At 72.6% G+C, this 23,386-nt stretch carries 21 protein-coding genes; 7 read left to right on the plus strand and 14 right to left on the minus strand.

From position 1 onward, the window contains the following. The first annotated feature begins 55 nt into the window (after positions 1-55). Together ABT340_RS07385 and ABT340_RS07390 are read left to right on the plus strand one after the other, a co-directional pair. Entirely contained in the window at positions 56-2,116 is a 2,061-nt protein-coding gene (locus tag ABT340_RS07385; protein ID WP_352009819.1) for a sensor histidine kinase, read from the plus strand. After that, positions 2,094-2,735 carry a response regulator gene (locus ABT340_RS07390; RefSeq protein WP_352009820.1) on the plus strand — a complete coding sequence of 214 codons (642 nt, stop codon included), beginning with the start codon at positions 2,094-2,096 and terminating at the stop codon, positions 2,733-2,735. Before ABT340_RS07385 ends, ABT340_RS07390 begins: the two co-directional genes overlap by 23 nt. On the opposite strand, the gene ABT340_RS07395 is transcribed toward ABT340_RS07390, so the two are convergent. Next, complete coding sequence (locus ABT340_RS07395) at positions 2,707-3,348, minus strand: hypothetical protein (protein WP_352009821.1); 642 nt, start codon at positions 3,346-3,348, stop codon at positions 2,707-2,709. The two genes, ABT340_RS07390 and ABT340_RS07395, sit on opposite strands and share 29 nt — an antisense overlap. 174 nt (positions 3,349-3,522) lie before the next feature. On the opposite strand from ABT340_RS07395, the gene ABT340_RS07400 reads away from it, so the two are divergent. After that, a complete protein-coding gene (locus ABT340_RS07400) occupies positions 3,523-4,173 on the plus strand; it encodes a GNAT family N-acetyltransferase (RefSeq protein WP_352009822.1) in 651 nt (216 codons plus the stop codon). On the opposite strand, the gene ABT340_RS07405 is transcribed toward ABT340_RS07400, so the two are convergent. The 7 genes from ABT340_RS07405 to ABT340_RS07435 all read right to left on the minus strand — a co-directional run bounded on the left by ABT340_RS07405 (position 4,154) and on the right by ABT340_RS07435 (position 11,552). Further along, positions 4,154-6,112: an acetoacetate--CoA ligase gene (locus ABT340_RS07405; protein WP_352009823.1), complete on the minus strand. Its 1,959-nt coding sequence runs from the start codon at positions 6,110-6,112 to the stop codon at positions 4,154-4,156. The genes ABT340_RS07400 and ABT340_RS07405 overlap by 20 nt on opposite strands. A 107-nt stretch (positions 6,113-6,219) precedes the next feature. After that, entirely contained in the window at positions 6,220-7,413 is a 1,194-nt protein-coding gene (locus tag ABT340_RS07410) for a S8 family peptidase (protein WP_352009824.1), read from the minus strand. Continuing rightward, positions 7,410-8,267 carry a hypothetical protein gene (locus ABT340_RS07415; protein WP_352009825.1) on the minus strand — a complete coding sequence of 286 codons (858 nt, stop codon included), beginning with the start codon at positions 8,265-8,267 and terminating at the stop codon, positions 7,410-7,412. The genes ABT340_RS07410 and ABT340_RS07415 overlap by 4 nt, the downstream gene beginning before the upstream one ends. Before the next feature lie 523 nt (positions 8,268-8,790). Then, entirely contained in the window at positions 8,791-9,504 is a 714-nt protein-coding gene (locus ABT340_RS07420) for an HAD family hydrolase (protein WP_352010168.1), read from the minus strand. Between the two features lie 111 nt (positions 9,505-9,615). Continuing rightward, positions 9,616-10,266, minus strand: coding sequence for an HAD family hydrolase (locus ABT340_RS07425; protein ID WP_352009826.1), 651 nt, complete (start codon positions 10,264-10,266; stop codon positions 9,616-9,618). A 28-nt stretch (positions 10,267-10,294) separates the two neighbouring features. Continuing rightward, on the minus strand, positions 10,295-10,801 hold the full coding sequence (locus ABT340_RS07430) for a DUF6912 family protein (protein ID WP_352009827.1): 507 nt from the start codon (positions 10,799-10,801) through the stop codon (positions 10,295-10,297). A 103-nt stretch (positions 10,802-10,904) separates the two neighbouring features. Further along, complete coding sequence (locus ABT340_RS07435; RefSeq protein WP_352009828.1) at positions 10,905-11,552, minus strand: HAD family hydrolase; 648 nt, start codon at positions 11,550-11,552, stop codon at positions 10,905-10,907. An 82-nt stretch (positions 11,553-11,634) separates the two neighbouring features. Here ABT340_RS07435 and ABT340_RS07440 point away from each other — a divergent pair, with 82 nt between their 5' ends. Continuing rightward, positions 11,635-12,837, plus strand: coding sequence for an acyl-CoA dehydrogenase family protein (locus tag ABT340_RS07440; protein WP_352009829.1), 1,203 nt, complete (start codon positions 11,635-11,637; stop codon positions 12,835-12,837). A 198-nt stretch (positions 12,838-13,035) separates the two neighbouring features. Here the strand turns inward: ABT340_RS07440 and ABT340_RS07445 are convergent, their stop codons facing one another. Beyond that, positions 13,036-13,644 carry a hypothetical protein gene (locus ABT340_RS07445; RefSeq protein WP_352009830.1) on the minus strand — a complete coding sequence of 203 codons (609 nt, stop codon included), beginning with the start codon at positions 13,642-13,644 and terminating at the stop codon, positions 13,036-13,038. A 16-nt stretch (positions 13,645-13,660) separates the two neighbouring features. Between ABT340_RS07445 and ABT340_RS07450 the strand changes: the two genes are divergently transcribed. From ABT340_RS07450 to ABT340_RS07460, 3 genes are all read left to right on the plus strand, one after another. Continuing rightward, positions 13,661-13,930: a hypothetical protein gene (locus ABT340_RS07450; RefSeq protein WP_352009831.1), complete on the plus strand. Its 270-nt coding sequence runs from the start codon at positions 13,661-13,663 to the stop codon at positions 13,928-13,930. Between the two features lie 128 nt (positions 13,931-14,058). Next, a complete protein-coding gene (locus ABT340_RS07455; RefSeq protein ID WP_352009832.1) occupies positions 14,059-18,564 on the plus strand; it encodes a cation-translocating P-type ATPase in 4,506 nt (1,501 codons plus the stop codon). 80 nt (positions 18,565-18,644) lie between these two features. Further along, the gene (locus ABT340_RS07460; protein WP_352009833.1) at positions 18,645-18,770 is read left to right on the plus strand and encodes a hypothetical protein; all 126 of its coding nucleotides are present in this window, start codon (positions 18,645-18,647) and stop codon (positions 18,768-18,770) included. A 43-nt stretch (positions 18,771-18,813) separates the two neighbouring features. Here ABT340_RS07460 and ABT340_RS07465 read toward each other — a convergent pair whose 3' ends face one another. From ABT340_RS07465 to ABT340_RS07485, 5 genes are all read right to left on the minus strand, one after another. Then, positions 18,814-20,130 carry a glycoside hydrolase family 3 protein gene (locus ABT340_RS07465; RefSeq protein ID WP_352009834.1) on the minus strand — a complete coding sequence of 439 codons (1,317 nt, stop codon included), beginning with the start codon at positions 20,128-20,130 and terminating at the stop codon, positions 18,814-18,816. A gap of 96 nt (positions 20,131-20,226) precedes the next feature. Further along, a complete protein-coding gene (gene ptsP / locus ABT340_RS07470; RefSeq protein WP_352009835.1) occupies positions 20,227-21,909 on the minus strand; it encodes a phosphoenolpyruvate--protein phosphotransferase in 1,683 nt (560 codons plus the stop codon). Then, positions 21,906-22,163, minus strand: a complete 258-nt coding sequence (locus ABT340_RS07475; RefSeq protein WP_352009836.1) for an HPr family phosphocarrier protein — start codon at positions 22,161-22,163, stop codon at positions 21,906-21,908. The genes ptsP and ABT340_RS07475 overlap by 4 nt, the downstream gene beginning before the upstream one ends. A 44-nt stretch (positions 22,164-22,207) precedes the next feature. After that, entirely contained in the window at positions 22,208-22,846 is a 639-nt protein-coding gene (locus ABT340_RS07480; protein WP_352009837.1) for an HAD family hydrolase, read from the minus strand. 77 nt (positions 22,847-22,923) lie between these two features. Then, complete coding sequence (locus tag ABT340_RS07485) at positions 22,924-23,370, minus strand: PTS sugar transporter subunit IIA (RefSeq protein WP_352009838.1); 447 nt, start codon at positions 23,368-23,370, stop codon at positions 22,924-22,926. Positions 23,371-23,386 lie beyond the last annotated feature (16 nt).

Genomic DNA, 23,386 nt, shown 5'->3' on the forward strand with positions numbered 1-23,386 from the left:
GGACAGAACACCGGTACGGTGTGGCGACCGGCTCGGAAGGCTTTCGGGAGACACGATGACCGTGCGCCTCGCGTGGGCCTGCTGCGCCCTGACGTCGCTGCTGGTCGTGGCCGCCGCCGTACTGGCCACGCGTAACGGGGTCGGCCCGCTCGGGCTCGGTCACCTGGTCTTCGTGGCCGCCTGCGCGCTCGCCGGCGGCCTGATCGGCTCGCGGCGCCCCGAGCACCCGGTCGGCCGGGCGCTGGCGCTCGGCGGCCTGTGCTTCGCCCTGATGGAGGCCTGCGGCCAGTACGCCGTCCTCGGTCTGGTCACCGGTCCCCCGCTGCCGCTCGCCCGGGCCGCCGCCTGGCCGCAGACCTGGCTGTGGGTCCCGGCGAACCTGTCGATCACCCTGATTCCGATGATCTTCCCGGGTGGGACGCTCTCCTCCCCCGGCCTGCGGCGCCTGGTCCGTCTGACGCTCGCCGCCGCCGTACCGGTCATGCTGCTCAGCGCGCTCAGACCCGGTGAGAACAACCAGGTCGGCACCGGCGCCGGCACCGGGGTGGTCAACCCGCTCGGGGTCGCGGCGCTGGCCGGTCCCGCGCCGGTGGCGGAGACCGCGATGACGGCCCTCATGGCGGTGGTCTTCGTCGTCGGCGGCGCCGACCTGGTCCGCAGGGCGCTGCGCAGCTCCGGGGTGGAACGCCGCCAGATCATGTGGCTGGCCTACGCGGTCGGCGTCGAGATGCTGGTCGTCGCCGCCCGCCTGGCCGCCGGGCTGACCGACGCGGTCCCCGGGCGCATCTGGCCCGCGACCGACACCCTCTGGGAGCTCGGCTCGGCCACCACGGCGCTGCTCCCGGCCGCCGTCTGTGTCGCGATCCTGCGTCACCGGCTCTTCGACATCGACCTGGTGGTCAACAGGACCCTGGTGTACACGCTGCTGTCCGGCTGCGTGAGCGCCGGATACGTGGCCGTCGCGGCCTATCTGGGCGCGGTCTTCCCCGGCGGGGACCTGTCCGTCTCGGTGCTGGCCGCCGGGCTCGTCGCCCTCGCCTTCGCGCCGCTGCGCGGGCGGCTGCAGGGCTGGGTGAACCTGCTGATGTACGGCGAGCGGGACGACCCCTACGCGGCCCTCACCCGTCTGGGCAGACGCCTGGAGAACAGCGGGGAGCCGGACGGCGTGCTGCCCGGGGTGGCGCGCTCGGTGGCCGAGGCGCTGCGGCTGCCCTACGCGGCGGTGGAGACCTCGGCGGGCACCCGGCACGCCTTCGGCACCCCCTCCGGCACCCTGGTACGGCTGCCGCTGACCCACAACGGCGAGCGGGCGGGCGACCTCGTCCTGTCGCCCAGGCCAGGGGAGAGCGGCTTCGGCCCCCGTGACCTGCGGGTGCTGACCGACCTGGCCAGGCAGGTCGCGATCGCGGCGCACGCCGCCCGGCTGACCGCCGACCTGCGGCGCTCGCGGGAGAGGCTCGTGATGGCCAGGGAGGAGGAGCGCCGCAGGCTCAGGCGCGACCTGCACGACGGGCTCGGCCCCACGCTGGCCGCGCTGACCATGCGGGCCGAGGCCGCGTGCGACCTGGTCGAGGACGGGCCCGCCCGGCGGCTGCTCACCGAGATCGTCGCCGACGCCGAGGCCGCGGTCGCCGACGTGCGGACCCTGGTCGACGGGCTGCGCCCGCCCGCGCTCGACACCCTCGGCCTGCTCGGCGCCCTGCGCGCCCACGCCGTACGGCAGCCGCCCGGCCTGCGGGTGACCGTACGGGCCCCGGACGGGCTCGGGCCGCTGCCCGCGGCGACCGAGGTGGCCGCCTACCGCGTCGCGGCCGAGGCGCTGGCCAACGTGCGCAGGCACGCCGGGGCGTCCCAGGCGTGGCTGCGGGTCGAGGTGTCCGAGGGCACGCTCATGCTTGAGGTGTCCGACGACGGCGACGGGCTGCGGGCCGTACCCTCCGGACCTTCGGGGCCCTCCGGAACGGACGGGGTGGGGCTGGCGTCGATGCGTGAGCGGGCGCTCGAACTCGGCGGCACGTTCGCGGCCGAGGACCGTCCAGGAGGCGGGACCCTGGTCAGGGTCACGCTTCCCGCACGTGAGGGAGGGGATCACGATGATCCGGGTCCTGCTCGTTGACGACCACGCCGGGTTCCGCGCCGGGCTGCGCACACTGCTGTCCACCGCGGAGGGCATCGAGGTCGCCGACGAGGTGTCCAGCGGGGAGCAGGCGCTGGCGGTGGTCGGGCGGCTGCAGCCGGACGTGGTGCTGATGGACCTGACGATGCCCGGCATGGGCGGGGTCGCGGCGACCGGGCGGCTCGTCCGCGACCACCCGCACATCCGGGTGGTCGTGCTCAGCATGTCGGACGACGACGACTCGGTGTTCGCCGCCGTGCGGGCCGGGGCCCGCGGTTACGTGCTCAAGGGCGCGCGCAGGGCGGAACTGGTCAGGGCGGTGCAGGCGGCGGCCGACGGCGAGGCCATCTTCGGCCCCGCCATCGCGGCCAGACTGGTCGGCTACTTCACCGAGCGGGAGCGCGCGTCCACCGGCCAGGGACCCGCGCTGCCCGAGCTGACCCGGCGGGAACGGGAGGTGCTCGGCCTGATGGCCGAACGCCTGACGAACCCGCAGATCGCGGCCAGGCTCGGGCTGAGCCACAAGACGGTTCGCAACCACGTCTCCGCCGTCTTCACCAAGCTCCAGGTGAACGACCGGGCCGAGGCGATCACACGGGCGAGGCGGGCGGGGCTGTGAGGCCCGCCCGCCACGCGCTGTCCGAGGCCCGCAGCACCCGCAGCGCGACCCAGCCGTAGGCGAGCAGGTGGAACAGCGCGCCGAGCGCCTGTACGGCGGGTGCCCGGTCCTGGGTCAGGAACGGCGTGAGGGTTCCGACAAGTGCGGTGACCGGCACCCACCAGGGGACGATCCTGACGGTGAGCAGGCCGACGAGCAGGACGAACAGCCCGATGTGCGTCAGGAAGCCGGGCAGCAGCATGCCGTACAGGAAGCCCCACAGCTCGCCTGCCCGGGCCGTGACCGCCTCGGCCTGCGCGTCCGGCAGGGTCTGGGCCAGGGCCAGGTCGTAGAAGTCGGTGGTGAAGAGCGTGAGCGCGTGCCCGGCGCCGAGCAGTCCCAGCGCGGCGCCGACGTTCCCGGCCATCGGGGCCCGGCGGCGGAGCAGGTGGGCCAGGCCGAGGACGGCCGGGACGAGGGCCAGCGTCGCCCAGAGGAACAGCAGGCCGCTGACCTGGACGAGGTCGGGATGCTCCCGGAAGACGGCGGGGTCGTGGGTCGCGGAGGGGGGCGAGGTCAGGAAGGCGAGGAATTCGAGGACGGGCCAGGCGAGGAGGGCGGTTCCGGCGACCACCCGACGGAACGAATCCGGATTTTTCAGCATTTGCCCATCGAATCCAGGGGGTGTCCCGGGGCACATGAGCCCTCTGTCCCGGGCGACCGGGAGGAATCCCGGGCCTCGGGCCGGGCGGGGCTGCGGGTTCCAAAACGACTGGACCCGCGTGTGGCGGAACGGCAGCATCGGGGGATGCGCAACTGGCCCCTCACCGGACTACGGGTGACCACCCCACGTCTCGAACTCCGCCTGCCCTCCCTCGACGACCTCGACCGGCTCGCCGACCGCGCCATCGAGGGGGTTCACGACCAGGGCACGATGCCCTTCATCGTGCCCTGGAGCGACGCCGAGCCGCAGGAGCGGGCTCGCAGGACCATCCAGTACCACTTCTCCCTGTGGGGCGCCTGGACCCCCGCCGAGTGGACCTGCGCGTTCGCCGTGGTCTTCGAGGGAGAGGTCGTCGGCACCCAGGCGATAGCGGCCACCGACTTCGCCGTCACCCGCGAGGTCACGAGCGGCTCCTGGCTGGGCAGGCGCTTCCACGGCAGGGGCATCGGCACCGAGATGCGCGCGGCCGTACTGCACCTGGCCTTCGAGGGTCTCGGCGCCCGCTACGCCACCTCGGGCGCGTTCGCCGACAACCACGCCTCCCTGGCGGTCTCCCGCAAGTTCGGCTACGCCGACGACGGCGTCCAGATCCACAACAGGCAGGGCGAGCCCGTGACGACCCTGCGCCTGCGCCTGGCCCGCGAGGACTGGGCAGGCGGGCTCGGGGTCGGGGTCCACGGTCTCGAACCCTGCCTGCCGCTGTTCGGCGCGGCCCCTACTTCCCCGGATCGGTGACCGGGACGAAGTAGGACAGGATCTCCGGGTTGGCCATGGCGTCGAGGTTGGCCGCCTTCTCCGGGGGGACGCCGAGGAGGATCTTGCGGATCGGGACCTCCAGCTTCTTGCCGCTGAGCGTGCGGGGGATGCCGGGGACCTCGACGATCTCGTTGGGCACGTGCCTGGGGGACAGCTCCTCCTTGATCGCCCGGCGCAGCCGCATGATCAGCGAGTCGGACAGGCTCGCCCCCTCGGCCACCGTGACATAGAGCAGCAGACGCCCCTCCTGGCCGAGCTGCCCGGTGTCGATCACCAGGCTGTCGGCGATCTCCTCGAAGCGCTCGACCACCCGGTAGAACTCGCTGGTCCCCATCCGCACTCCACCCCGGTTGAGGGTGGAGTCGGAACGGCCGTAGATCACGCATCCGCCGTCAGGCAGGATCTTGATCCAGTCGCCGTGCCGCCACACCCCGGGATAGTCGGCGAAGTAGCTCTCCCGGTATCTCGTCCCGTCGGGGTCGTTCCAGAACATGACGGGCATCGACGGCATCGGCGCGGTCAGCACCAGCTCCCCGACCTCGCCGGTCACCGGACCACCCGACGGGTCGAAGGACTCGACCCTGGCCCCCAGGCACCGGCACGGGATGACCCCGGCCCTGACCGGCAGCAGCGGGACCGCCCCGACGAAGCCGGTGCACACGTCGGTGCCACCGGAGAACGAGCCGAGCTGCACCTCGGGCATCGTGTCGTGCACCCAGGCGAAGCCCTCCGGCGGCAGCGGCGAGCCGGTCGAACCGACCCCCCGCAGCGCCCCGAGCCCCGAGGGGCGCAGGTTCGCCTTCATGGACGCCACGATGTACGGCGCTCCCGTGCCGAAGTAGGTGACACCCTCCTCGGCGGCCAGCCGCCACAGCGCGTCCGTCCCCGGGTGGGTGGCCGAGCCGTCGTACAGCACGATCGTCGAACCGGCCAGCAGGCCGCCGACGAGGTAGTTCCACATCATCCAGCCGGTCGTGGTGTACCAGAAGAAGACGTCGCCCTCCCCCAGGTCCTGGTGGAAGGAGAGCGCCTTGAGGTGTTCGAGCACCACGCCGCCGTGCCCGTGCACGATCGGCTTCGGCAGCCCCGTGGTGCCCGAGGAGTAGACGATCCACAGCGGGTGGGCGAAGGGCACCGGCTCGAAGCCGAGCGGCCCCTCCACGGCCCGCAGCTCGGACCACTCGACCGTACGGTGCCCGGCCTCCCCGCTCTCCCCGGCTTCCCGGGGCGGCGCGCCGTACAGGGGCATCCGTACCCGGGCGGCCAGAGTCGGCAGTTTGGCCGCGATGTCCTCGACCACCTGGGAGCGGTCGAACCACCTGCCGTTGTAGGCGTAGCCGTCGATCGCGACCAGCACCTTCGGCTCGATCTGGGTGAAGCGGTCGATCACGCTTGAGGCGCCGAAGTCCGGGGAGCACGAGGACCACACGGCCCCGAGGGAGGCGGTGGCGAGGAAGGCGACCAGCGTCTCGGGCACGTTCGGCGCGTAGGCGGCGACCCGGTCTCCCCGCCCGACGCCCAGCGCGGCCAGCCCGGCGCGGACCCGCGCGACCTCCCCGGCCAGCTCGCCCAGCGTGAGCGTACGGCGTGACCCCGACTCGTCGCGGAAGACCACCGCGAGCCGCCCAGGGTCGGCCTCCGCCCCGCGCAGCGCGTTCTCGGCGTAGTTCAGCGTCGATCCGGCGAACCACTCGGCCCCGGGCATCGTCCCGGACAGGACGGGCCCCGCGCCTCGCTCCCCGACCACGCCGAAGTAGTCCCAGAGCGACGCCCAGAACTCAGCCGGCGAGTCGACCGACCACTGCCACAGATCCTGGTAGTCACCGGATCTGCCGAGCCACTCCATGTAACGGGTGACCTTGGCGTCCCGCACGGTCTGGGGGGTGGGTTCCCAAAGGAGCGTACCTTCCTCAACCATGCCCCCATCCTCCCGACGGCCCACCGGAATGTCATCCCCCTCGGGCACACACTCCCCCGGCACACGGTGTGGCCCGCCCCCACGTGCCCGCCGTACCGGAGACGGTCTCAGCGGGCGGCGCGGTGACGGCGGGGCCCGCGGAACAGGAGGAAGGCGCCGACCAGGCAGAGCAGCCCGACACCGAGTCCCGTTCCGCCGATGACGAGGTAGTCGGAGTCGACGGGCGGGTGATCGACGGGCGAGCCGACCGGGCCACCGCCGAGATACCTCTTGCCGGTGTAGGCGACGGCCTTCGCCGCCGGGGGCGGTGAGTCCACGGCCTGGACCGCCGCCGCGGCGTCGACGATCCCGTGGCCGAGATACAGGGTGTAGCCCGCGGGGGGCTTCATCGCGGTCCTGGTCAGGATCTCGCGGACCTGCCTGATGGTCAGCCTGGGGTTGCGCGACAGCATCAGGGCGACCGTGCCCGAGGTCAGCGCCGCCGCCGGTGAGGTGCCGCTGCCCGGCTCGTAGCCGCCCAGGTTGCGGGCGGCGTAGATGTCGACACCGGGTGCGGCGATCGTGGTGTAGGTGTGCACCTGGGAGAACTCCGCCCGCGCGCCGTCGGGGCCCGCCGCGGCGACCCCGATCACACTGGGAAAGGCCGCCGGGTAGGACACCCTGTTGTTGGCGTCGAGGTCCATGGCGTCGGTCGATCCGCCGTTGCCCGAACTGGCCACCACCACGACGCCCTTACTGGAGGCGTAGTCGACGGCGGCGGCGGTGTCCTCCTCGTATCCCGCCCACGACCACTCGTCGGTGCCGAGGGACATCGAGATGACCTTGGCGTCGTGGTCCACCGCGTAGCGGATGCCCTTGGCCACGGCGCCGGCCCACTTGCGGCTCTCCTCCTGTCCGACCTTCTTGCTCCTCTTCGCCGACTCCTCCGCCCTCTTGCGCGCGGGGTCCTCCCGGTCCCAGATGACCCGCACGGACAGCACGCGCGCCTGCGGGGCGACAGCGAGGACGCTCGACGCCATGGCGGTGCCGTGCGCGCCCCAGTACGACCGGCCTGGCCTGGCGCCGCCGCCGACGAAGTCGGGACCGGAGGTCACGCGCCCCCTGAAGGCCGGATGGTTCGCCATCACCCCGGTGTCCAGCACGGCGACCGTGACCCCCTTGCCCTGGGCCAGGGTCTGCGCCTGCCGTACCTTCATGACCTGGAGTTCCCAGCCGTGCGGCGCCTCGGCCAGCGCGGGCGCCGCCGTACCCGCGAGGAGGGCGGCGCCGAGCAGGGCGGCGGTCAACGTCCGGCGGATCATGGTCGCACCTTCTCCGCCTCGGTCTTCAGGCGCGTGGACAGCGTCTGGGCGAGACCGTACGCCGTCATCTTCCACGGTTCGCGGTCCTCCTGTTGCTTGAACTGCCCCTTCCCCCAGGGCTGCGGCACGTGTCCGGCCACCCGGCCGTCGACCGGGCCCGAGGTGACCACCACGAACAACGTGGCGTAGGGGGCGAAGACGCTGATTCCTCCGCTTCCCGCCCGGGCGCCGTCCTTCCACCGCACGCCCGGAACGCCGAGGGCGTGCACCGCCTGCTCGGCCCCGCCCTCGTCGTCCTGGGTCCGGGTGAGCACGTCGGTGAGATCACTGCGGTCGTTCTCGTTGGGAAGGGCCAGGACGACGGCCGTGGCCGCGGTCCCGCCACCGGGGTCGAGGTAGGTGGCCCGCAGCGCCGCCACGCAGCCGTGTCTGGTCGCCGCCGCCGCGAACCGCCCGGAGAGCGCCGCCTTGCAGGAGGTGTCCTGCGAGATCGCGGCCCTGGTCCAGCCCTTCTCCACACTGACGGTCGCGTCGGGGTCGCGCACCCCGATGGAGGCGGGGAAGACCGTCTCGACGGGCACGTTGCGCCACAGGTTGCGCATGTACTCCTTGCTGATGATCTTCTGCTCGCTGTTGGCGACCGCACGGGCAACGATCGTGCCGCCGCCCAGCGCCACCACCAGCCCGATCCCGGCGACGAGGGTCCCCGCGACGATCCGCCCGATCCCCCGCCTCGGCGCGGCCTGGGACTCCTGGGGTCCCGGCGGGTACGGCGCCTGCCCGTTCTGCGGGGGCGGCGCCGACGGCTGGGAGCCCTGGTACGGCGTACCCGGCTGTCCCTGGGGTGGGTACATCTGGGGCGCCCGCCCCTGCTGCGGATACGCCTGGTACGGATACGGCTGCTGCTGAGGGGGCTGCTGAGGCTGCCCGTAGGGCTCCCCCTGCGGGGGGTACGCCGGCCACGGTGTGCCCGGCGGTGGGTTACGGCCCCGACCCCTGTCCCCCCGCGGGAGGCCGGTTAGCGGGTGGGGGATGGCTCATCGTCGCTCCCGATCACGCGTGCTGCATTCCAGGAGGGGGAAACGCCCGTTCCAACACCGCAGTTCCCACTACATCATTTATCCAAATAACCCCATACGTCGCATCCGTCACTCTGAGACATCCCCAGAGAGTGGACGGTGATCCCGCCGTGGAGCCCCGGCACACCCGGGGCGCCGACCCCTCACTCCAGGTCAGAGACGGCAGCGGTCCGTGGCCGGCAGACGAGCCCCCGAGCCGACGCAAGGGCCCGGACACGTCACCCGGCACCCACCGGTCCCGGGACGGACCGAACCGCCGCTCTCCCGCCGGGCACACCGTTCATGGGAACGAAGACGGTCAGGCGCTGTGGACCGGGGTCGTCAGGCTCTCGACGGCGGCCACCACCGCTGAGGGGTCGGACAGGTCGGGGAGAACGACGTCGGCGCCCGCCTCCCGGAGCTCGGCCGGGAGGGAGCGGCCGGTGGCCACGGCGACCATGGAGGCTCCGGCGATCTTGGCGGCCTGGACGTCCCTGGCCGAGTCGCCGATCAGCACCGTGTTGGTCCCGTCGAACGCCGCGCCGTACTTCTGCCTGGCCCTGCCCTGGGCGACCTGGAGCAGGGTGGCCTTGGGGTAGACCTCCTCGCCGTAGCCGCCGACCTCGAAGTCGACGTACCTGTCCAGCTTGAAGGCCTTCAGCTTGTGTACGGCGTTGCTCCTGATGGTGCCGGTCAGCACCGACTGGACCGTGCCGCCGAGTCCGCCCACGGCCCTGAGCGTCTCGGCCGCGCCCCGCATCATCCGCCCCTCCCTGGCCAGCCGCCCCCGCCGGGCCGCGAACGCCTCGGCCAGGGCGTCGAGGAACATGGGCAGGTGGGCGTCCTCGGCGACGATGTCGTTGATGGCCAGCGTCTCGAAGATGATCTCGGAGTCGGGACGGCCGTTGTGCTGGGTGAGCTTGACCAGGGGCCGTCCGGTGACCTGGCGGAAGGCGTCGGCGTACGCCTCACGGGTGAGGATGGACACGTCGACCAGGGTGAGGTCGACGTTCCAGAGAACGAGACGGCTAATCGTGGCCTCCGGGGTGGGGGTGAGGACCCGTCGGGCCCCAGAGTACGGCCGCCGCCCGCCTCACGATCACCGAACCGCCCCGCCGGGCACCCGCACGCACGAAACCGACGCTCAGGCGTGGTCGAGGGCGTCGGTGAGGGTGTCCACGACGGGGACGCCGAGGGCGTGCAGGTCGGCCCGGCTGGTCATGCCGCCGGTGTAGAGGACGGCGCGCGCCCCGACGTGCTGGGCCGCGTGGGCGTCGTCCACGCTGTCACCGATGACGAGCACGTTCGCCGGGTCGACGCCGAGCGCCTCGATGTGGGCCGCCATCGAGGCGGCCTTGTGCCCTCCCATGGCCGGGGGCGCTCCCGAGTCGGTGCGCAGCCCGTCGATCCGGCTGAAGTGGTGGTCGATGCCGAACTCGGCGACCTTCGGCCCCAGCCGGTCGTGCGTCCACATGGACAACAGCGACTGACGGTTGCCCGTGGCGCTCCACGCCTCAAGCGCGCCCACGGCGTCGGCCGTCAGGCCGCACTCCAGCATCAGCCGGTGGTAGTGGTCGTGGAAGCCCGCGTCGAGGCGTTCCCACTCGCCGTCGTCGAGGGGGCGGCCCAGCATGCGCTCGTAGGCCGTCCAGATCGGGCGCATGTAGACCGCCCGGAAACCGTCCGCGTCGTAGGCGGCTATCCCGTACGGCTCGAACACGAGGTTCGTGGCGCCGACAACGGCGTCGATGTCGTGAAAAAGTGTGCCGTTCCAGTCCCAAACGATGTGTCTCATATCGTTCTCCAGGATAACCGCCCAGAACTCAGCCGATCAGGTCGGGAATCTCCTGGGTGGCGTACCACAGCAGTTCGTTGGCCTCGGCGCCGTCCACGGTGAAGCGGGCGTCGTCGTCACCGAGGTCCGCGGCGGGCAGCGCGGAGACGGCGGCCTCGACGTCGGGCGTCGCGGCCTCCTCGTCCACGTGGACCGCGGCGATCCTGCTGAGGGGGACCGCGGTCGACAGCCGTACCCGGGCGCGTTCCTCCAGGTCGGCCCCGCCGTTCACCTCGTCGTCGGGGACCTCGGCGGCGATCACCACGCGGCGGGCGGGCGCCTTGACGCCGTCGGCCCTGTCCTCGGCGATCATCCGCAGGGAGGCCCTGGCCGCCTCGGTCAGGGCGACGTACTCCAGTTCCTCGGTGTCACCCGAGGCGTACCATTCGACCAGCGCGGGGGTCACCGCGTAACCGGTCAGCGGGGCCGGGCCGAGCTCCCCGACCGTGGCCACACGGGCCAGCGCCGGGAGCGTGCACGGCAGGTAGACGCGCATCGATGCCTCGATCTGTTCTTCCGACGTGGCGCCGTCCGGCGCCGATCACCCATCGAGTGTGACAGCTCCGCCGCCCGGCCCGCGAGGTACGGCGCACCACCGGTCAGCGCAGTGGCGTCCCGAGCAGCCTTTCCAGTTCGGCGATGGTCGGCTCCGGGTCCCTGTGGTGGAGGCCGACGATACCGAGGGCCCGGGCGGCGGCGACGTTGACCTCGGCGTCGTCGACGAACACGCACTCGGGACCGGTCAGGTTCAGCGCGCCCAGGGCGTGCTCGAAGATCCCTGGCTCCGGCTTCCGCATGCCGACCTCCCCCGAGATCACCACCGCGTCGAAGACCTCCTCCCAGCCCTCACGGGGGTACTCGTTGGCCCAGGAGTTGGACAGCAGGCAGGTGCGCACTCCCGCGGCACGGGCCTCACGCAGCATGCCGTACATGGACTCGACCCGGCGGAACCCGGCGAACATCCTGGTCAGCAGGCCCTCGGCGACCGGTGGGACGCCGTCGAGTGTGACGAGCAGGGCGGCCAGGCGCCGTTCGAAGTCCGGTCCGGAGATCTCGCCGCGTTCCAGGGCGTGGACGAGGTTCTCCTCGCCGTCACGGACGCCGTCGTAGGCGCGTGCGACCAGCTCGCGCATCACCTCGTGGTAGTGGTCCGCGTCGATGCGGTCCACGGTGATCCACTCCGTGATCGCCTCGGTCATGTTCACGGTGAGCACGCCGCCCCAGTCGATCAGTACGCCTCTGAGCATTCGGCCTCCTTCGTGGAACCCGTTCCAGGTTAGGTCCGCCCTGTGCGGAGCACCGGCGAAGGGGGGTGCCAAACTGACCGCCATGGACTTCGCGCTCAGCACGAAGGCGGAGGAGTACCTCGCCGACCTGACCGATTTCATGGTGTCGTATGTCTACCCGGCCGAGCCGGTCTACCACGCCTGGCGGCAGGCCGCCGGACACGGGGACCACCGTCTGCCCCCGGTCGTCGAGGACCTCAAGGCGGAGGCCCGTTCGCGTGGCCTGTGGAACCTGTTCCTGCCCTCGGAGTCGGGGATGTCCGTTCTCGACCACGCCAGTCTCGCCGAGGTCACCGGCCGCTCCCCCGACCTGGCCCCCGAGGCGCTGAACTGCGCCGCCCCCGACACGGGCAACATGGAGTTGCTGCACACCTTCGGCTCGCCCGAGCAGCGGGCCCGCTGGCTCACCCCGCTGCTCGCGGGCGGCATCCGCTCGGCGTTCGCGATGAGCGAGCCCGCCGTGGCGTCGAGCGACGCGACGAACCTCACGACCTCCATCGTCCGCGACGGCGACGACTACGTGGTCAACGGCCGCAAGTGGTTCGTCAGCGGTGCCGCCGACCCGCGCTGCCGGGTCGTGATCGTGCTCGGCAACACCGACCCGGAGGCCCCCGCGCACCGCAGGCAGTCGACGGTGCTGGTCCCGATGGACACCCCCGGCGTCGAGGTCGTCCGCCACCTGCCGGTGTTCGGTTACCAGGAGCAGCGCGGCTACTCCGAGCTCGTCCTGTCCGACGTGCGGGTGCCCGTGGCGAACCTCCTCGGTGAGGAGGGCGACGGCCTGCGTATCGCGCGGACCCGTCTCGGTCCCGGGCGTGTCCACCACTGCATGCGCGCGATCGGCATGGCCGAGCGTGCCCTTGAGCTGCTGTGCGCCCGCGCCGCGAACCGGGTGGCCTTCGGCGTGACCCTGGCCCAGCAGGGCGTCGTGCAGCAGCAGATCGCCGAGTCGCGGCTGGCCATCGACCAGGCCAGGCTGCTGGGGCTGCGGGCCGCCTGGATGATCGACACCGTGGGTGCGAAGGCCGCCTCCGCCGAGATCTCCGCCGTCAAGGCCGTCGCCCCCAGGGTGGCCTGTGAGGTGATCGACCGGGCCATCCAGGTCCACGGCGCCCAGGGGGTCTCCGACGACGTCCCGCTGGCCTCGATGTACGTCCACGCCCGCGCGATGCGCATTCTCGGCGGTCCCGACGAGGTACATCTGCGGGCCGTCGCCCGCCGTGAGCTCAAGCCTCACCTTTCCTGACATCACCACCCTTCCCTCCTTAATGTCCGATTCTTGGAACGCGACCGCGTTTCGGAGACCTGGGGTGAGGAAGGCTAAAAGAACGCCCCAGCGTTGAATAACCGCACGTGAGAGGTGTCGCCGCCGCTCGCGGGCACCATGTTGGAACGATGTTGGAACGATCCCTCGACTCCTTTGGGGAGGGGCCATGACCGTAAGTCAGACAGGTGGCACGACGCGGAGCCGTACGGCTTCGAAGTCAAGCCCATCCGCCACGCGGAAACCGGCCGCGAGGAAGAGCACCGCGACATCCTCGGCGGCGAAGACGACCACCCGGCCGAGCACCACGCAGCGGTCCTCGGCGGGCACCTCGGCCAAGTCACCGGCCAGAACCTCGGCCAGAACCTCGGCCAGGACCCCGGCCAAGTCCCCGGCGACGAAGGCCTCGACCACCAGGGCTTCGACCACCAGGGCTTCGACCGCCAAGGCACCGACCACCGGGACCACGGCGACCAGGGCATCGGCCAAGTCACCCGCCAAGTCCCGCGCCAAGACTCCGGCGAAGACCTCGACCGGCGCCTCGACCAAGTCCCCGGCGACGTCTTCGGCGGCCAAGCCCTCGACGACCTCGACGACCTCGACCGCCAAGCCCCGGGCCAGGTCTCTGGCCAAGACCTCGACCAGGGCCTCAACGAGGACATCGGCCAGGGCCTCGACAACGGGGACCACCGCGCAGCGCAGGAACACCGCCCAGCAGGCCACGACGCAGGGCTCGGCGGGAACCTCGACGCACCGGGCGAACGGCAGCGGCGGCAAGCGCGGGCTCACGGTGAACCTGCCCATGATGACCGTGAAGTTCCACGCCCCGCACCTCCACATGCCGCACGTCGGCCTGCCGCACGTCAACCGCCAGGAGGCGGGCCAGGCCGTGGACGCCGCCAAGTCGTTCCTGCCGCCGCCCGAGCGCATGGTCTACTACGGCGGGCTCGGCGCGCTGGCCGTCGCGGGCCTGATCGAGTGGCCGGTCGCCGCGGCCATCGGGGTCGGCACGGTGATCGCCCAGCGCGCCCGTGGGATGAGCCGTTCGGGGCGGGCCAGAGCCTCCGCGCGGTGACACGGCTGCTCCGGCGTGTTCCCGTGACCTGACCGCCAGGAAAGCACCATCCGCCGTCCGGCCCGCCCGCGCGGGCCGTACGGCTCCGTCATGGCCGTCAGGCCCGAGTGACCCGTCTGGAGAGCCGAATGTTGCTGTCACGTGTGCTCACGCTTTCCGCCGAGACGCTGTGGGAGGCCGTACCCGACGCCGTGCGCAGGGCGTTGCCTCGTCCCCGCGCGGTACGGGCGGCCCCGGGCGGCTTCCACGTGGACCTGCGCGCGATCGGCGGCCCCGGCACGGAACGGCTCGCCCGGCGGCTTGAGACGCTGTTGCTCGCGCTCGACGGAGTCGAGCGGGCCGAGGTCAACGGGGTGCTGGGCACCGTCTTCGTCGGCGGCGACGACGGAGTCGTCGACCTGAAGAGGCTGCTGTCGATCGTCGCGGAACTCGACGACGAGGACGAGTGGGAGCAGGAGGAGGACGAGGAGGCGCGGGAGGCGGGGGGCGCGGCGGAGGGCACGGCGGGGCGGGGCCCCGGACCGGCCCTGGCCAGAGTGGTCGAGCAGCGCACCCGGGCGGGCATCAGGCTGGGCGCGAGCGCCCTCGGAACGGGACTCGCGGTCGCCGGGCGGCTTGCGCACCTTCCGCCGCTGTCCCCGGTCGTCCCCGCCCTGCTGCACCTGGCCGAGTCCACCCCGGCGATCCGGACGAGACTGACCCGCCATCTCGGCCACCAGGCCACCTCCGCCCTGTTCACGACGGCGAACGTGGTCACGGGCACGCTCGCGCTCCAGCCCGTCGGGCTGCTGGTGCAGGCGGTCTCCGCCGCCGAGCGTTACGTGGAGGCCCGTGAGGCACGGCGGGCCTGGGATTCGCGCGCGCGGGAACTGGCCTCCGACGAGGGCGCCTACCGGCACGTCCGCAGGCGCAGGAGGACCAGGACCACGCCGCTTGAGCACAGTCCCGTCGAGCGGTTCGAACGACTGGCGAGCCCGGCGGCGCTCGGCGTCTCGGTGCTGACCCACGTCGTCAGCGGCAGCCGTGACCGCGGTCTCGCCATGATGATCGCCGCGACGCCCAGTGCCGCGAAGGCCGGGCGGGAGGCGTTCTCCAGCGCGGTCGGGCGCACCCTGGCCAAACGTGGCGCGGTCGTCCTCGACAGTCACGCGCTGCGCCGGATGGACGGCCTCGAAACGGTCGTGCTCGACGCCGCCCTGTTCCTGACCGGCTCGTGGACGGTCGAGCGCGTCGTGCCCCTGGCCGAGGGCATCGACCCCGCCGAGCTGAACGCCCTGCTGCCCGGCCTGCTCGACGCGACCGATCCCGGCGCGCGCCGTGAGCGCGGCCACTGGGCGGCCGAACCCGCCAGGCTTCCCGCCGCCGAGGGGCGCGAGTGGCGTTCCCTGGGGCTGCGGCCGGTCCGGGTGAGCAGGCGGGGCGTGCCGGTCGCCCTGGCCGGTCTGGCGCCCGAACTCGTGTCCATCGCGGACGCGCTGGTCACCGCCCCCCAGGGCTGCTCGGTGCTGCTGGCGGGTGAGGGTGCCCGCGAGGTGGTCAGGCGGCTCGCCGTGGGAGGCGGAGGCGGGGACGGCACGCCGCCGAAGACCCTCCCGGGAGGCCACCGGCTGACGACGCGGATCCGCGCGCTCCAGGCGGAGGGCCACGGGGTCGCGGTGGTCTCCAGGCGGTCGACGTCCGCGATGGCCCAGGCCGATCTGAGCGTCGGCGTGCTCGGTGGTCCCGACGGCGTGCCGTGGGAGGCGGACGTGCTGGGCGACCTGGAGACGGCCCACCTGCTGCTGAGCTGCCTGGCCCCGGCCAGACGGGCCGGTGAGCGGTGCGTACGGCTCAGCCTGGCGACGGCGGCGGCGGGCGCGGCGCTCGCGGGCACCGGCCCCAGGACCGCCTCCGTGAGCAGGGCCCGCCTGGTCAGTGACGGTACGGCGCTGGCCGCGATCGTCGTGGGCGAGTGGACGGCCCGTGAACTGGGCAACGCGGCGCCCGCCGAGCGCGCCGACCCGACCCCCTGGCACGCCCTGCCGGTCGACACCGTGCTGTCCAGGCTCGGTTCCTCCCTCGACGGCCTGCCCAAGTCCGAGGCCGTACGGCGCAGGCCTCCGCCGCCGCCGGGAGAGCCGGACGGCACCGACTCGCTGCTGCGCGCCTCCCTTGAGGAACTGGCCAACCCGCTGACCCCGGTGCTGGCGGCCGGGGCGGGCCTGTCCGCGATGGTGGGCTCCGTCCTGGACGGCGTGCTGATCGGCGGCGTCATGATCGTGGACGCGCTCATCGGCGGCGGGCAGCGAACGTCGGCCAACCGGGCCGTGCACCGCCTGACCGAGTCCGTCGCCGACCACGTACGGCTGCGCCGTCCCTTCTCCAAAGACGTCAAGGACCTCAAAGAGCCCAAGAAGGGCAAGAAGGCCAAAGAACCTGAAAGAGGCTCGGCGCACACGACCGAGGTGGCGACGGCGGACACGCTCGTGCCGGGAGACGTCATCGAACTGCGGGCGGGCGACGCCGTACCGGCCGACTGCCGGATCCTGTCGTCGATCGGCCTGGAGATCGACGAGGCGGGACTGACCGGTGAGTCCCTGCTGGTCCCGAAGGCGCCCGCCCCGGTGGACGCCTCCGCGGTCGCCGACCGCAGCTCGATGGTCTACCAGGGCACGACGGTCGCCGCGGGGCACGGGCTGGCCGTGGTCGTGGCGTCGGGTGAGGAGACGGAGGCGGCGCGCACCGCGCGGCTCTCGGCCGACGAGCGCCCGCAGAGCGGGGTTCACCTGCGGCTGCGGACGCTGAGCCGCAGGATCCTGCCGGTCGCGATCGGCTCGGGTGTCGTCGTGCTGGTCGCGGACCTGCTGCGGGGGCGGTCGATGCCGCAGGCGCTCGCCCTGGCGGTGAGCCTCGCGGTCGCCTCGGTGCCCGAGGGGCTGCCCTTCATCGCCTCGGCCGCCGAACTGGCCGCGGCCAGGCGATTGTCGAGCCGCGAGACCCTGGTGCCCAACCCCTCGACGATCGAGGCCCTCGGCCGGGTGAACGTGCTCTGCTTCGACAAGACGGGGACCCTGACCGAGGGGCGCATCAGCCTGCGGGTGGTCTCCGACGGGCGTTCCGAGCACTCGACGGAGCGGCTGAACGAGGAGCTACGGCGGATCGTGGCCGCCGGGTTGCGCGCGAGCCCCCGCTACGAGTACGGCAAGCCCATCGCCCACCCGACGGACCGCGCGGTGGTCGAGGGGGCGCGGCGGCTCGACGTGACGCCGCAGGAGGGGCTGGGCGTCTGGAGCCGGGTCGAGGAGCTGCCCTTCGAGCCGGGACGCGGCTACCACGCGGTGCTCGGCCTCGGCCCCTCCGGGCACGTGCTGAGCGTCAAGGGCGCCCCCGAGATCGTGCTCACCGGCTGCGCGCACCTGCTGCGCGACGGCCGTACGGTCCGCATGACCGCCGCGGCGAGGAAGGGGCTTGAGGAGGAGGTCGACCGGCTCGCCCTGCAGGGTTACCGGGTGCTCGCGGTGGCCGAACGGCCCGCCTCCGACCGCCGTGACCTGGACGACTCCCGGGTCGACGAGCTGACCTTCCTGGGGTTCCTGTGCCTGGCCGACCCGGTCAGGCCTACGGCGGCCGAGAGCGTCGGCCGCCTGACGAGGGCGGGCGTCAGGATCGTCATGATCACCGGTGACCATCCGAGCACCGCGGCGGCGATCGCCGCCGAGCTCGACCTGCTGGACGGCGGGCGGGTGATGACCGGCCCCGAGCTGGACGAGATGGACGACGCGACCCTGGTCGAGCGGCTTCCCGGGGTTGCGGTCTTCGCCAGGACGACCCCCGCGCACAAGGTCAGGATCGTCAGCTGCCTGCGCCGGGCGGGGAAGGTCGTCGCGGTGACCGGAGACGGGGCCAACGACGCCCCGGCCATCCGCGCCGCCGACGTCGGAATCGCCCTGGGCTCCCGCGCCACCCCGGCGGCCAGGACCGCGGCCGACGTCGTGGTGACCGACGACCGCATCGAGACGATCGTGGACGCGTTCATCGAGGGCAGGGCCATGTGGAGCTCGGTCCGCGACGCCCTGAGCATCCTGCTCGGCGGCAACGTCGGGGAGATCGTCTTCGCGGTCGGCTCGAACCTGCTCACCGGCGGCAGCGTGCTGAACGCCCGCCAGTTGCTGCTGGTCAACCTGCTGACCGACATGCTGCCCGCGATGGCGGTCGCGGTCAGGCCTCCGGCGGCGACCAGCCCGGAGCGGCTGCTGGCCGAGGGTCCTGAGGCGTCCCTGGGCGCCTCGCTGACCCGGGACATCTACCTGCGCGCCACGACGACGGCCGGGGCGGCGTCGATGGCCTGGCTGGTCGGGCGGGTGACGGGCACGCGGGGACGGGCGAACACGATCGCGCTGGTCGCCCTGATCTCCACGCAGCTGTTCCAGACCCTGGCCAGCGGCGGCCGGGACCGGGTGGTCCTGCTGGCCGTGATCGCCTCGATGGGCGTCCTGGCGACCAGTGTCTCCGTCCCCGTGATCTGCCTGTTCTTCGGCTGCCGGCCGCTGGGACCTGTGGGATGGGGCATCGCCCTGGGCAGCTCCCTGGCGGCCACGCTGGCCGGAACGGCGTTCGAGCGGTGGACCCGCGATCCTTCACCGTCTGTTCATTAAAAGGAAACCTCAAAGTATTGATTTGTGACGCTATGTCGGCAATTATCCCCGAAGTAGCGTTTCAGCGATTTGAGGTAGACATGTCCGGATTCTTGAGCTCGGTCGTCGCCAAGGCCGTGGCTCTCCTGCTCGAAGCCCTCATCATGCGCATCGTGCAGTCGCTCACCCTCGCCATGATCCGTCGCGGCGGCCTCCTGCCCGTCTGACCCCGACCCTCACGGACCCGCCGGCGGGCCCCTCAGGGGACCCTCAGCGGGCCCGGCTGTTGATGAGCCGGGCGACCTTGCGGTGCTCGGGTGAACGCAGCACCCGCTCGGCCTCGTCCGGGTCGGCGACCGGCGCCTTCACCAGCAGGCCCCGGTTGAACTTCAGCTTCAGCAGCCGCCGTACCGACTGGTCGAGCCGCGCCCTGGAGATCTTCCCCGACTTCACCGCGGTCAGCACCCCGTCGTAGGCCGCCGAGTAGTTGGGCGGCATCAGAAGCAGGTCCGCCCCCGCCTGTACGGCCCGCACCGCCACCTGGGCGTCGCCGTACTTCTTGCGCACCCCGGCCATGTCCAGCGCGTCGGTCGAGACGACGCCGTCGAAGCCGAGCTTGTCACGCAGCAGGCCGGTCAGGATCGGCTTGGACAGGGTGGCCGGGTCGCCCGACGGGTCGAGCTTGGGCATGACCACGTGGGCGCTCATGATCGCGTCGACGTCCGCACCGATCGCGGCGGCGAACGGCGGGGCGTCCAGCTTCTCCCACTGGGCCCGGGAGTGCTGGATGACCGGCAGCCCGGTGTGGCTGTCCACGTTGGTGTCGCCGTGCCCGGGGAAGTGCTTGGCCGTCGAGGCGACGCCCGCGTCGTGGAAGCCCTGGACCGCGGCGGCGACCATGGGCGAGACCTTCTTCGGGTCCGAGCCGTAGGCGCGGTTACCGATCACCGGGTTGCGCGGGTTGATGTTCACGTCGGCGACCGGGGCGAAGTCGAGGTTGATGCCCAGCGCCTTCAGCTCGGCGCCGGTCACCTTGGCGGCCCTGCGCGCCAGCGACGGGTCGCCGGTCGAGCCGATGACCGAGGCCCCCGGCATGTCGGTGACCAGCGGCGCCAGGCGGGACACCCGGCCGTTCTCCTGGTCGGCGCCGACGAGCAGCGGAATCCTCGGGGAGGCCTTCTGCAGCCCGTTGGTGAGCGCGACGACCTGCCGGACGCCCTTGACGTTGTTCGCCCAGGGGAACAGGATCACCCCGCCGGGACGGTACTTCTCGATCACCTTCGCCGGGGTGTCCACCCCGTAGCGGGCGCGGTTCTCCGGCGAGGAGGTGTCGGCGGCCGGGCCGTACAGAACCGGCATGAAGAGCTGGCCGACCTTCTCCTCCAGGCTCATCTTCCGCAGCACGGCCTCGACCTGGGCGGGAGAGCCCGCAGGAGGGGCCGTGGACGGCTCAGGCGAGGACGCGGAGGGAGATGCCACCGAGGGTGAGGCCGCCTGGGCCGAGGCGCTCCCGGCCTGGCTCTCCGCCGCCCTGACAGGCGCCGAGGCCCCCGTCGCGGCACATCCGGCCACCATCGTCGCGATCACTGCGAGACCAGTCGTGCGAATACACCGAACCATGGGTTCCACGCTATCCGCGTCACGGACTCCGACACGCCGCGCCTCCCCGTTACGGAAAAGACCTCAGAGGGCGAGTCCGGCCAGTTCCGGCAGGTGGGCGCGGGCCGCGGCCCTGGCGTCCGACGGACTGGAGGCCGCCAGCGCGGCCTGCGCGGCCAGCACGCACCGCTCCCGCGTGTGCAGCGACAGAGCCGCCCGTACGGCGGGCAGCGCGGTCGGCGCCATCGACAGTGAGGTGACGCCCATCCCGACCAGCACACAGGCCAGGGCCGGGTCCCCGGCGGCCTCTCCGCAGACCCCGCAGGACCTGCCGCGCTCGGCGGCGCCGTTGACGGCCGCGAGGACCAGGTCGAGCAGCGCGGGCTGCCAGGGGTCGTGCAGCATGCCGAGTCCTCCGACCTCCCGGTCCGCGGCCAGGGTGTACTGGGCAAGGTCGTTGGTGCCGATGGAGAAGAAGTCCGCCTCGGCCGCCAGGTCACCGGAGCGCAGGGCCGCCGAGGGGATCTCGATCATCACCCCGGCCGAGGCGATCCCGGCCTCCTTGCACGCCGCCACGTACCAGGCGGCCTCCTGCCTGGTCGCCACCATCGGGGCCATCACCTGGAGCTTGGCCGAAGACCGCGCGGCCGCCCTGGCCAGCGCCCTGAGCTGGGTCTCCATGATCTCCGGGTACCGCTGGAAGAGCCGCAGACCGCGCTGGCCCAGCGCCGGGTTGGGCTCCTTGCCGGGCGGCGGCAGGAAGGCCAGCGGCTTGTCCGCCCCCGCGTCGAGTGTGCGCACCACGACCCGCCCGCCGGGGAAGGCGTCGAGCACCCCGAGATAGGCGGCGACCTGCTCCTCCTCCGAGGGCGGCGCCGTCCTGTCGAGGAAGAGGAACTCGGTGCGGTAGAGGCCGACCCCCTCGGCGCCGTGCCGCAACGCCCCCTCCACGTCACGCGGCCCGCCGACGTTGGCCAGCAGCGGCACCGGATGACCGTCCGCGGTGGCCCCGGGGCCGGTGGCCGCCGCGAGCACGGCCTGCCTCGCCGCCGCGGCCCTCGCCACGGTCTCCACCTCCTCCGGAGAGGGGTCGAGCCGTACGAGGCCGGAGAAGCCGTCGACGAGCACCTCGGTCCCCGCGGCGACGGAGGCCGCCCCCGGGCAGGCGACCACGGCCGGCACGCCCATGGCCCTGGCGAGGATCGCGGTGTGGCTGGTCGGCCCGCCCTGCTCGGTGACGAACGCCGCGACCACCTCCCTGGACAGCGCCGCCGTGTCCGCGGGCGCCAGGTCACGGGCCAGCAGCACGTACGGCCGGACACCGGGCGCGGGCAGCCCCGGGGCGGGCAGTCCCTCAAGGAGGGCGACGACCCTGTCCCGCACGTCGTCCAGGTCGGCCGCGCGCTCACCGAGGTATCCCCCGGCGCCGACGATCATCTCGCGGTATCCGCCGAACCCCTCGTAGACGGCCCTCGACGCGTTCATCCCGGCGTCGATCAGCCCGGCGACCCCGACGGCCAGCCCCGGGTCGCGCGCCATCAGCGCCTGGGCCTTGAGGATCTCCTGGGCCTGGCCCCCCGCCCTGGCCCCCCGCTCCTCCAGGTCGGCGGCGACCCGTTCGAGGGCGCGGGCGGCCCTGGCGCGCTCGGCCTCGGCGTCACCGTCGTGACGGGCGTCGGCGTCCGGCACGGGGACCTCGCGTGAAAGGACGTATCCGGGCCCGGATCCGACACCCGGGCTCACGCCGACCCCCGTGAGCGCGTTCATGGAGCCGATGCGATGAGTGCGAGCTCGTCCAGCAGCTCGTCGGCCCCCTCGCCCTCCGCCTCGATCACCACGGTGTCCCCCTGCCGGACGTCGAGGGAGAGGACCGCGAGGATGCTCTTGGCGTTCACCGGCTCCCCGCCCTTCTTGGCGACGGTCACCTCAAGGGACGCCTTGGCCGCGGTCTGCACGAACGTCGCGGCGGGGCGGGCGTGCAGGCCGACCTCGGACTCAACGGTGACTTGGCGCTGGGCCACGTGCTCCTCCTGCAGGGTCGACCGGGCGGTCTAGACCGCCCGGATCATCGAATGGTGGATGGAGGCCAGTCGACCGTCGTCAGGTCGGTGACCACAAGGTCCGCCTCGGCCAGCTCGGAGCCCTCGTGGGTCGTCGCTATCCCCACGCATGTCATACCCGCCGCCTTGGCCGCCGCAATCCCCGCGATCGAATCCTCGAAGACGACGCACCGCGCGGGTTCGACGGCCAGCCGCTCCGCGGCCAGCAGGAACCCCTCGGGGTCGGGTTTGCCGACGGTCACGTCCCGGGAGGAGACGACGGTCAGCACGAGGTCGCTCACCCCGGCCTCGGCGAGCCTCTTGTCCGCCCAGTCCGGGTGGGCCGAGGTGACGACGGCGATCCGCGCGCCGTACTCGGCGGCCCTGCGCATCAGGTCGGCGGCGCCGGGAACCTGGGTGACCTCGGGCAGTCCCGGGTGGTCGTGGAAGGAGCGGACCTCGGCGAGCAGGTCGTCGATCGCGACGCCGGGGAAGAGATCGGTCCGCTCGGCCAGGACGTCACGCCCCCGCCGCCCGATGAATCCGCGTAACGCGTCGCGGTCGTGGCCGACCCCGTGCCTGTCGAACAACATGGCCCACATGGCCTGGCTCCGCCGCTCGGAGTTGATGAGCGTGCCGTCCAGGTCGAACAACGCAGCATCCATGGTCGTCCCCGCTAGAGATCGTCGTGGTCTTCGCGGGCCCCACTGCCGCGCGAAGGGCTCACACCCCGGGGAAGGGCTCACGTCCACACGAAGAGCTCGTCTCCTGTGCGCACCGGACCGTCGGCGATCCTGGTGACGGCCTCCGTGACGGCGTCCAGCGCCACGACGGGGCAGACCGGACAGCGTCCGCCCGCCTCGACCTCAGCGGGGTTCCAGGCGACCACGGGCTGCCCCGCCTCCACCCTGTCACCCTCCGACGCGAGCACCTCGAAACCCTCACCTCTGAGCTGGACGGTGTCGATACCCAGATGGACCAGGACCCCTCTGCCGTCGTCGCCGACGACGACGAAGGCGTGCGGGTGGAGCTTCACGATCTTACCGGCGATGGGAGCGACCGCCCGGCCCGGCTCCCTCAACGGCTCGATCGCCAGCCCGGGCCCGACGAGGCCCTGCGAGAACACCGGGTCGGGTACGGCCCGCAGAGCGAGAGCCGCTCCCGCGACCGGGGCAAGCACGGTGGTCATCACACCCCCTTGGCGC

It is taken from the genome of Streptosporangium sp. NPDC000239 (genome assembly GCF_040300765.1).
Classification (GTDB): Bacteria; Actinomycetota; Actinomycetes; order Streptosporangiales; family Streptosporangiaceae; genus Streptosporangium.

Coding starts and splice junctions, on each gene's coding strand:
- ABT340_RS07400 (WP_352009822.1), top strand. CDS start 3,523: ATGCGCAACTGGCCCCTCACCGGACTACGGGTGACCACCCCACGTCTC.
- ptsP (WP_352009835.1), bottom strand. CDS start 21,909: ATGAACGCGCTCACGGGGGTCGGCGTGAGCCCGGGTGTCGGATCCGGG.
- ABT340_RS07390 (WP_352009820.1), top strand. CDS start 2,094: ATGATCCGGGTCCTGCTCGTTGACGACCACGCCGGGTTCCGCGCCGGG.
- ABT340_RS07425 (WP_352009826.1), bottom strand. CDS start 10,266: ATGAGACACATCGTTTGGGACTGGAACGGCACACTTTTTCACGACATC.
- ABT340_RS07410 (WP_352009824.1), bottom strand. CDS start 7,413: ATGATCCGCCGGACGTTGACCGCCGCCCTGCTCGGCGCCGCCCTCCTC.
- ABT340_RS07460 (WP_352009833.1), top strand. CDS start 18,645: ATGTCCGGATTCTTGAGCTCGGTCGTCGCCAAGGCCGTGGCTCTCCTG.
- ABT340_RS07480 (WP_352009837.1), bottom strand. CDS start 22,846: ATGGATGCTGCGTTGTTCGACCTGGACGGCACGCTCATCAACTCCGAG.
- ABT340_RS07405 (WP_352009823.1), bottom strand. CDS start 6,112: ATGGTTGAGGAAGGTACGCTCCTTTGGGAACCCACCCCCCAGACCGTG.
- ABT340_RS07415 (WP_352009825.1), bottom strand. CDS start 8,267: ATGTACCCACCCCAGGGACAGCCGGGTACGCCGTACCAGGGCTCCCAG.
- ABT340_RS07455 (WP_352009832.1), top strand. CDS start 14,059: ATGTTGCTGTCACGTGTGCTCACGCTTTCCGCCGAGACGCTGTGGGAG.
- ABT340_RS07385 (WP_352009819.1), top strand. CDS start 56: ATGACCGTGCGCCTCGCGTGGGCCTGCTGCGCCCTGACGTCGCTGCTG.
- ABT340_RS07450 (WP_352009831.1), top strand. CDS start 13,661: ATGACCGTGAAGTTCCACGCCCCGCACCTCCACATGCCGCACGTCGGC.
- ABT340_RS07485 (WP_352009838.1), bottom strand. CDS start 23,370: ATGACCACCGTGCTTGCCCCGGTCGCGGGAGCGGCTCTCGCTCTGCGG.
- ABT340_RS07440 (WP_352009829.1), top strand. CDS start 11,635: ATGGACTTCGCGCTCAGCACGAAGGCGGAGGAGTACCTCGCCGACCTG.
- ABT340_RS07430 (WP_352009827.1), bottom strand. CDS start 10,801: ATGCGCGTCTACCTGCCGTGCACGCTCCCGGCGCTGGCCCGTGTGGCC.
- ABT340_RS07435 (WP_352009828.1), bottom strand. CDS start 11,552: ATGCTCAGAGGCGTACTGATCGACTGGGGCGGCGTGCTCACCGTGAAC.